The 7,839-nt window shown below is 49.8% G+C and carries 7 protein-coding genes; 6 read left to right on the top strand and 1 reads right to left on the bottom strand.

Annotated elements, in window-relative coordinates; translation table 11 throughout:
• The 6 genes from nuoF to OEM52_12055 all read left to right on the top strand — a co-directional run.
• A partial coding sequence (gene nuoF / locus OEM52_12080; protein ID MDK9700876.1) for an NADH-quinone oxidoreductase subunit NuoF occupies nucleotides 1-1,496 on the top strand: 1,496 nt, incomplete at its 5' end.
• Nucleotides 1,493-2,212, top strand: a complete 720-nt coding sequence (gene hoxU / locus OEM52_12075; GenBank protein MDK9700875.1) for a bidirectional hydrogenase complex protein HoxU — start codon at nucleotides 1,493-1,495, stop codon at nucleotides 2,210-2,212. The genes nuoF and hoxU, both read left to right, overlap by 4 nt.
• Nucleotides 2,209-2,745, top strand: coding sequence for an NADP oxidoreductase (locus OEM52_12070; protein ID MDK9700874.1), 537 nt, complete (start codon nucleotides 2,209-2,211; stop codon nucleotides 2,743-2,745). Before hoxU ends, OEM52_12070 begins: the two co-directional genes overlap by 4 nt.
• Nucleotides 2,746-2,823: 78 nt before the next feature.
• Nucleotides 2,824-4,245 (top strand): Ni/Fe hydrogenase subunit alpha, encoded by a 1,422-nt coding sequence (locus OEM52_12065; protein MDK9700873.1) that lies wholly within the window; start codon nucleotides 2,824-2,826, stop codon nucleotides 4,243-4,245.
• Between the two features lie 5 nt (nucleotides 4,246-4,250).
• On the top strand, nucleotides 4,251-4,703 hold the full coding sequence (locus OEM52_12060) for a hydrogenase maturation protease (protein MDK9700872.1): 453 nt from the start codon (nucleotides 4,251-4,253) through the stop codon (nucleotides 4,701-4,703).
• A gap of 183 nt (nucleotides 4,704-4,886) precedes the next feature.
• On the top strand, nucleotides 4,887-6,071 hold the full coding sequence (locus OEM52_12055; protein MDK9700871.1) for an aminotransferase class I/II-fold pyridoxal phosphate-dependent enzyme: 1,185 nt from the start codon (nucleotides 4,887-4,889) through the stop codon (nucleotides 6,069-6,071).
• A 95-nt stretch (nucleotides 6,072-6,166) separates the two neighbouring features.
• Here OEM52_12055 and OEM52_12050 read toward each other — a convergent pair.
• A partial coding sequence (locus OEM52_12050; protein ID MDK9700870.1) for an ATP-binding protein occupies nucleotides 6,167-7,839 on the bottom strand: 1,673 nt, incomplete at its 5' end.

Genomic DNA, 7,839 nt, shown 5'->3' with positions numbered 1-7,839 from the left:
CTGCTTTCAAAGACGAAGTGAAGAAACGCGGATGGGAAGGCAAGTGTCTGGTGAAAGGGGTCGGTTGTTTGGGACCCTGTGCCGGCGGCCCAGTGGTTTTAGTCGACTCGGAGAATGTCGCCTACGCACACGTAGCGATTGAAGACGTCCCGGAAATTCTCGACGTATTGGGAAAAGGGAAAGTCGAACGCATCGCCATCGACACCGAAAGTCCATTCTTCAAACGGCAATTCAAAATCGTTTTGGAGAACTGCGGGAAAATCGATCCCGACCGGATTGAAGACTACCTCGCCCAAAACGGTTACTTCGCACTCTACCGTTCGCTCTCTCACCACACACCGAACGAGATTATCGACGAGATCATCAAGAGCGGACTACGAGGTCGAGGTGGCGCTGGTTACCCCACCGGACTGAAATGGCGCACCGTTGCGAAATCGACCCGAACACCGAAATATGTCGTCTGTAATGCCGACGAAGGGGATCCCGGCGCCTTCATGGATCGCAGTATTCTGGAAAGCGATCCCCACCGGGTACTGGAAGGGATGGCGATTGCCGGCTACGCCGTCAATGCGAACAAAGGATTTGTCTATGTCCGTGCCGAGTATCCACTGGCGATCAAGCGACTGCAAAATGCGATTAAACAAGCAGAGCGCAACGGCGTCCTTGGTAACTCGGTATTGGGAACGACGTTTAGCTTTAACGTAGAGATTCGCCTCGGCGCTGGCGCATTTGTCTGTGGCGAGGAAACCGCCCTGCTTGCCTCCATCGAAGGGAAGCGCGGCACCCCCCGCCCCCGCCCCCCGTACCCGGCGGAAGTTGGGTTGTTCGGACAACCGACTCTAATCAACAACGTCGAGACGTATGCCAATATTGCACCGATTCTCCGCAACGAAGCGGAATGGTTTGCATCGATTGGCACCGAAAACAGTAAGGGTACAAAGGTCTTCGCACTTGCCGGAAAAATCAATAATACCGGTCTAATCGAAGTACCGATGGGAATTACCCTGCGGGAAATCGTTTACGAGATCGGCGGCGGCATTCCCGACGGCAAAGAATTGAAAGCGGTACAAACCGGCGGTCCGGCGGGCGGCTGTATTCCGAAATCGCATATCGACGAACCGGTCGATTACGAATCATTGGCTCGGCTCGGCTCGATTATGGGTTCCGGCGGTATGATTATCATCGACGAAACCTCCGACATGGTCGACATGGCTAAGTACTTCATGGACTTCAGTGTCAGCGAGTCGTGCGGGAAATGCGTACCGTGCCGAGTTGGCGTATCACACATGTATGACCTGTTAGAGAAGATTCTCCGCGGCGAAGGGTCAAAAGAAGATATCGATATGCTGCTTGACCTGTGCGATTTGGTATCGAACACATCGCTTTGCGGTTTAGGTCAGGCGGCATCGAATCCGGTTCTTAGCACGCTCAAATACTTCCCTGAGGAGTATGCCAAACATATTCCACCGGAAACCCGGGAGGATGAAACGAAATGAACCAAGCCCGCATTATCACGTTAACCATCGACGGAAAACATGTCGGCGCACGAACCGATGAAACGATTCTGCAGATCGCGCAAGAGAACAACATATTCATTCCGACGCTGTGCCATCTCGACGGTTTGACATCGGTCGGTTCCTGCCGGTTGTGTATGGTGGAAATCGAAGGACGCAATAAGCTGTTCCCGGCATGTATCACTTTTGCCATCGACGGTATGGTCGTTTTCACAAATTCGGAACGACTAACCAATTACCGGAAGAAAATCCTCGAACTGATGTTCAGTGAACGGAACCACGTCTGCGCCGTGTGCGTATCGAACGGCCAATGCGAATTACAATCGCTCGCCGAGAAACTCGGGATGGATCACGTCCACTATCATTACCGCTACGATAATTACACAATCGATGCGACCCACGACCGTTTTGTCTCTGATCAGAACCGTTGCATCCTTTGCCACCGTTGCGTACGCGTCTGCGGAGAAATCGAAGGAGCGCATACGCTCGATGTAATGGGCCGTGGAATTACAGCGCGAGTGATATCCGATTTGAATCAAAATTGGGGTGAGTCGGAATCCTGTACCCGTTGCGGAAAGTGTGTCCAAGTTTGCCCGACCGGCGCCCTTAGCGAACGCGGCCGTTCGGTGGCGGAAAACTCGAAGCGTCGACAATTCCTACCCTACCTGACCTTGATGAGAAAAGAGGATGAACAATGAGCAGCAAAAAGCGGTTGGCAACCATTTGGCTCGACGGTTGCTCGGGTTGCCACATGTCATTTCTCGACATCGACGAACGGATTCTCCAGTTGGCTGAACTGGCCGACATCGTGTACAGTCCGTTAGTGGACACGAAACACATGCCTGACGCCATCGACATCGCAATGGTAGAAGGTTCGGTCAGTACGAATGAGGACATGGAGAAGATTCAGAAGATTCGCGCCCGTACTAAGATACTGGTAGCCTTCGGCGATTGTGCCGTTACCGGCAATGTTCCGGCGATGCGGAATCTTCACGGTACCGAAGCAACGTATAATCGATCATACATCGACAATGTCGGCTTGAAACCGCAGATTCCGACCGAACGGTTACCGATTCTGTTAGAGCGGGTGGTTTGTGTACACGACGTTGTTAAAGTCGACTACCATCTTCCCGGCTGTCCGCCGCCCGCTGATGCGATTTTTTACGTCCTGACCGAATTAATCGCTGACCGTGAGCCGGAAATGCAGGCACTATCGCGGTTTGGCAAATAACATCGGACAGCGAAATCGCTTATCTAATCAGTAAGCTCATCGCTCCGACCGATTTTAGCTTCAGGTGTGATAAAAACCATGTACCAAGAAATTGTCATCGATCCCATCACCCGCATTGAAGGGCACTCCAAAATAACACTCCAACTGGACGAACAAGGCGTCGTTCAAAATGCGATGTTTCATGTGACCCAGTTCCGCGGTTTTGAGAAATTCTCCGAAGGACGTCCCTTCTACGAAATGCCGTCGCTGATGGCGCGAACTTGCGGTATTTGCCCGGTCTCGCATCTGCTCGCTTCGGCGAAAGCCTGCGATAAATTGCTCGCGGTTCAAATTCCCCAAACCGCCATAAAATTGCGACAGGTAATGAATCTTGCTCAGATTCTACAATCCCATGCATTGAATTTCTTCTATCTCTCCGCGCCGGATTTTCTGTTAGGCATGGATAGCGATCCGGTGAAGCGAAATCTGATCGGAGTTGCACAAAACGATCCAAAATTTGCCCGCGACGGAATCCGCCTCCGACAAATCGGACAAATGGTAATCGAGATTATGGGTGGAAAACGAATTCATCCAACCTGGATAGTGCCGGGTGGTGTGAATTCACCCTTGACCGAAGAGAAGCGCGAAAAAATCTTGCAGATGATGCCGGAAGCATTGGATATCTTGCAGCGCGTCCTGCCGTGGTATCGCAGCACACTAAAGAATTTCCAACGCGAAACCGAAACCTTTGCGAATTTCCCCACGTTGTTTATCGGATTGGTAGACAAGAACGGCAATTTCGAGCATTACGACGGTTTCTTCCGTGTGGTGGACTCTGCCGGTAACATTATCGTCGACAAACTCCCGTCCCACGAATACACCCGCATTATCGACGAAGCGGTCGAACCGTGGACATTCATGAAGTTTCCATTTTTCAAACCGATGGGATATCCTCACGGGATTTATCGCGTTGGCCCGCTCGCCCGACTAAATGTCATACAAGGCTTCGGTACACCCATCGCCGATCATGAGTTGCTCGAATTCCGGGGACCGGAGCACAAACCAGTACTCTCCAGTTATCATTACCATTGGGCACGACTAATCGAAATGATCTACTGTATCGAACGGATGCAGCAGTTACTCAACGACTCGAATATCACCTCCAAACACGTCCGCGCATTCGCCTCGCCGAACAGCTACGAAGGAATCGGTGTTACCGAAGCGCCGCGCGGTACCTTGATTCATCATTACAAGATTGATGAACAGGGGGTAGTGACATGGGCGAACCTAATAATCGCCACTGGACATAATAACCTCGCCATGAATCGTGGCATTTTACAAGCGGCAAAGAATTTCGTCGATGGAACGAAGTTACAGGAAGGGATGTTAAACCGGGTGGAAGCGGTAATCCGCGCTTTCGACCCCTGTTTGAGTTGCTCGACCCACGCCGATGGACGTATGCAATTGGCAATAGAACTTCGTTCCCACGAGGGAGAACTACTTTCCGAATTACGGCGGTAATTTTCATGAAAAAGTGTTTAGTACTTGCTTACGGTAACCCGTTACGTACCGACGACGGGCTTGCGGTTGCGGCGTTGGAGCGACTTCAAAAGCGGTTTGACGGCGAAACTGCGATCGAATTTCACTCGGCAATGCAACCATTGCCTGAACACGCCGCACTCTGCAGTGAACAGCAATTTGTATTGTTTCTTGATGCCTCGGCTTCCCTACAACCGGGAAACATCTCGTCACATCGGATCGTTCCCGCCAATGATTCCCAACCCAATCAAAACACCCATTCGCTTGATTTTCAGGGTCTATTAAACCTTACCCATCGGGTGTATGAAAAGTCGCCGGAAGCGGTTTGCTTAGCGATGGGGGGACATGATTTTGCTATCGGTAAAGGGCTTTCTCCAGAAACTACAGCGAACTTAGAGGAAATGGTCGCGGTTGCTACTCGGATCCTTAACGCACAGTAAATTCGAACTTTCCGGCAGTAGAGAAGCGTTGGCTTGGTATCGCGCCGCTTCTCTACTAACTTGTTGTAATGTTAGTCTTATCCGATTTGTCGATGAAAAGTCTTACATCACTTTCGTCGGCACTCCACCATTCATACGGCTTGATGTACTCAACGCCGGCTTTTTTCTTTTTGCGGAGCTCGAATGAAAACGAAGCATCTGGGATTTCATACTAAACTTGTTCACGCCGGCTTCCATGGCGACCCGTCCGGTGCAGTCAACATACCGATCTATCAATCGTCCACCTTTGCTTTTAAGAACGCTGCCCATGGTGCCGCATTGTTTGCAGGACAAGAAGACGGCTTTATCTATACCCGCCTTGGCAATCCCACGATTCGCGCGCTCGAAGAGAATGTCAGTGAGTTGGAAAACGGGTTCGGTGGAATTGCTACCAGTTCTGGAATGGGCGCTGTTACAACCGTGTATATGGCACTACTGTCCCAAGGGGATCATCTCGTAAGCACCGCTTCGGTGTATGGTCCGTCACGCGGTTTTATCGAAAACCATCTCTCCCGTTTCGGGGTACAATCGACCTATCTCGATACGTCGAATCTCGAAGCAGTAGAAAATGCTATCAAACCGAATACAAAGGTGATATATATCGAGTCGCCGTCGAATCCTTCGATGGTTCTGACCGACATCGAAGAAATCGCCAAGATTGCCCATGCCCATAATTGTCTACTCGTGGTCGACAATACATTTGCCAGCCCGTATTTACAGAAACCGTTGGATATGGGCGCGGATGTTGTGTTGCATTCGGTTACGAAGTTCTTGAATGGTCATGCCGATATCGTCGGTGGCATTATCGTGACCAAGACCGAAGCGTTGTACAAGAAGATTCGCCCATTGATGATTGCCCTCGGTTGTAACATGGATCCCCATCAGGCTTTCATGGTACTGCGAGGCATCAAGACGCTTTCACTACGGGTGAAAGAAGCGGAACGGAATGCCCAATTTATCGCACAATGGCTTGAAGCGAATCCGAAAGTAGAGTGGGTGCGTTATATTGGTCTCCCCTCGCATCCACAACATGAGTTAGCGAAGAAACAAATGAGCGGTTTCGGATCGATGATAGCATTTGAGTTAAAAGGCGGTCTGGATGCTGGTGTCGCACTTATGAACAATGTGAAACTGGCGATTCTTGCCGTCTCACTTGGCGGTGTCGAAACGTTAATCGAGCATCCAGCCTCGATGACCCATACCAGCATGAAGCGGGAGGACCGGTTGGAGGCGGGCATTTCCGACGGTTTGGTACGCTACTCAGTCGGTATCGAGGATGTCGATGACCTCATCGCCGATTTGGAACAAGCGTTCACCTTCGTACAATAACGACATCTACAAAAAATCTGTCCGGCATTTTCACAGGGATTTCCTGCACGATGCCGGACTTTTTATTACCTTAGATGCCAGAACGGGAGATGTTATCACACAACGCGATCCAATTCATTCCGTACTTTCGTTACGAGTGCACGAATCGTAAACGGTTTCTGGATAAACTGAAAATCCTCTTCCACTACCCCATGATGGGTTATGATATCGCGTGTATAACCCGACATATATAATACTTTCAAGTGGGGATACATTTGCACAGCGCGCTCGTACAAATCCCGCCCATTCATTTTCGGCATTACGATATCAGTCAATAGCAGTTGAATTGTTTCGCCTTTCAATGCTAATACTTCCAGCGCTTCAATCCCGTTCGTTGCAACGGTAACTTGATAGCCCTGCCGTTCAAGAATTGTGAGTGCAAGTTTGCGAACATTTTCATCATCTTCCACAAGCAAAATCGTTTCGTCGCCATGCAAGAGCTCCAGTGCAGATTGCATCGTTTCGGTTTTACTTGTAGGTGCTTCCTGCGTCACGGGAATGAAAATCAAGAATTTCGTTCCCTTTCCCGGTTCGCTTTGTACAAGAATGCTACCGTTGTGCTGTTTTACGATACCATACACTGTCGACAACCCTAAACCGGTTCCCTTACCAACCTCTTTGGTTGTAAAGAACGGCTCGAAGATATGTGACAAGGTTTCGGTATCCATACCATGACCGGAGTCGCTGACTGAAAGTTGAACATACTCACCCGGCTCTACCCCTTCATGGTTCATTGTAAAGGCTTCGTCAAGTTTGCAGTGCGATACTTCGACGATAAGCTTTCCACCGTTTTGCATTGCATCCTGCGCATTGACAACCAGATTCATGATGACTTGTTCCAATTGTCCGACATCGGCTTTTACCGGGGGAATCGACGGGGCAAGTATCGTTTCAAAAGCAATATCTTCGCGAATGGTACGGCGGAGCAACTTCTGAAAATCTTTTACGACATTGTTCATAAATGTCGGTTTGAATTCCATCGTCTGCTTGCGGCTGAATGCGAGTAATTGTCGCACTAACTCTTTCGCCCGTTGTCCGGCATTTATGATTTGCTCGACGGCACCCTTGCGAATTTCATCTGCGATTTTCTCGTTTAGCAATAGCTCACTATATCCTAAAACAGGCGTGAGCAAATTATTCAAGTCGTGCGCAACACCACCGGCAAGTCTTCCTACCGATTCCATCTTCTGCGCTTGTTGGATTTGTTCAACCAACTTCGCCCGCTCTTCTTCGGCAATTGTCCGGCTAGTTATATCCTTAACGATACAGGCGAATTGATTGGGACTCGGTTGGAACGCCGATACTTCATAATAACGGTTTAATGCTTTGGTGAAATTCTCAAAATGGATTGGCTCTCCGGTGAGCGCGACTTTCCCGTAGACTTCGATCCACATTGGTTCCGTGTCAGGGAAAACCTCCAAAACAGTTTTTCCAATAACATCGGCAGCGACAATTCCTGTGAGTTTTTCAAATGCCGGATTAACGGAGAGGAAGCGATAATCAACCGGATCGCCACGGCTATTGCAAATGATTTCGTGTGAAGCGAAACCGTCCAACATTGTATTGAAAAGGGTTTGATACTTTTCTTCCGTTTTCTTCCGCTCGGTGATGTCGGTAAACATGCCAAACGAACCAACATACTCACCCGTAGCGGAAACAATCGGCGCCGCCGACACGATTGTCCAGAGTGTCGTTCCGTCGGACCGCTTAAACCGGCGTTCGTATATAC

The sequence above is a fragment of the bacterium genome (assembly GCA_030247525.1).
In the GTDB taxonomy this organism is placed as follows: Bacteria; Electryoneota; JAOADG01; order JAOADG01; family JAOADG01; genus JAOTSC01.
Note: the sequence above shows the minus strand (reverse complement) of the source record. Positions and strands in the feature narration are given on the sequence as shown.

What these genes read in the sequence shown, in the direction of transcription:
- hoxU (MDK9700875.1), top strand. Translation starts at nt 1,493, where the DNA reads ATGAACCAAGCCCGCATTATCACGTTAACCATCGACGGAAAACATGTC.
- OEM52_12070 (MDK9700874.1), top strand. Translation starts at nt 2,209, where the DNA reads ATGAGCAGCAAAAAGCGGTTGGCAACCATTTGGCTCGACGGTTGCTCG.
- OEM52_12065 (MDK9700873.1), top strand. Translation starts at nt 2,824, where the DNA reads ATGTACCAAGAAATTGTCATCGATCCCATCACCCGCATTGAAGGGCAC.
- OEM52_12060 (MDK9700872.1), top strand. Translation starts at nt 4,251, where the DNA reads ATGAAAAAGTGTTTAGTACTTGCTTACGGTAACCCGTTACGTACCGAC.
- OEM52_12055 (MDK9700871.1), top strand. Translation starts at nt 4,887, where the DNA reads ATGAAAACGAAGCATCTGGGATTTCATACTAAACTTGTTCACGCCGGC.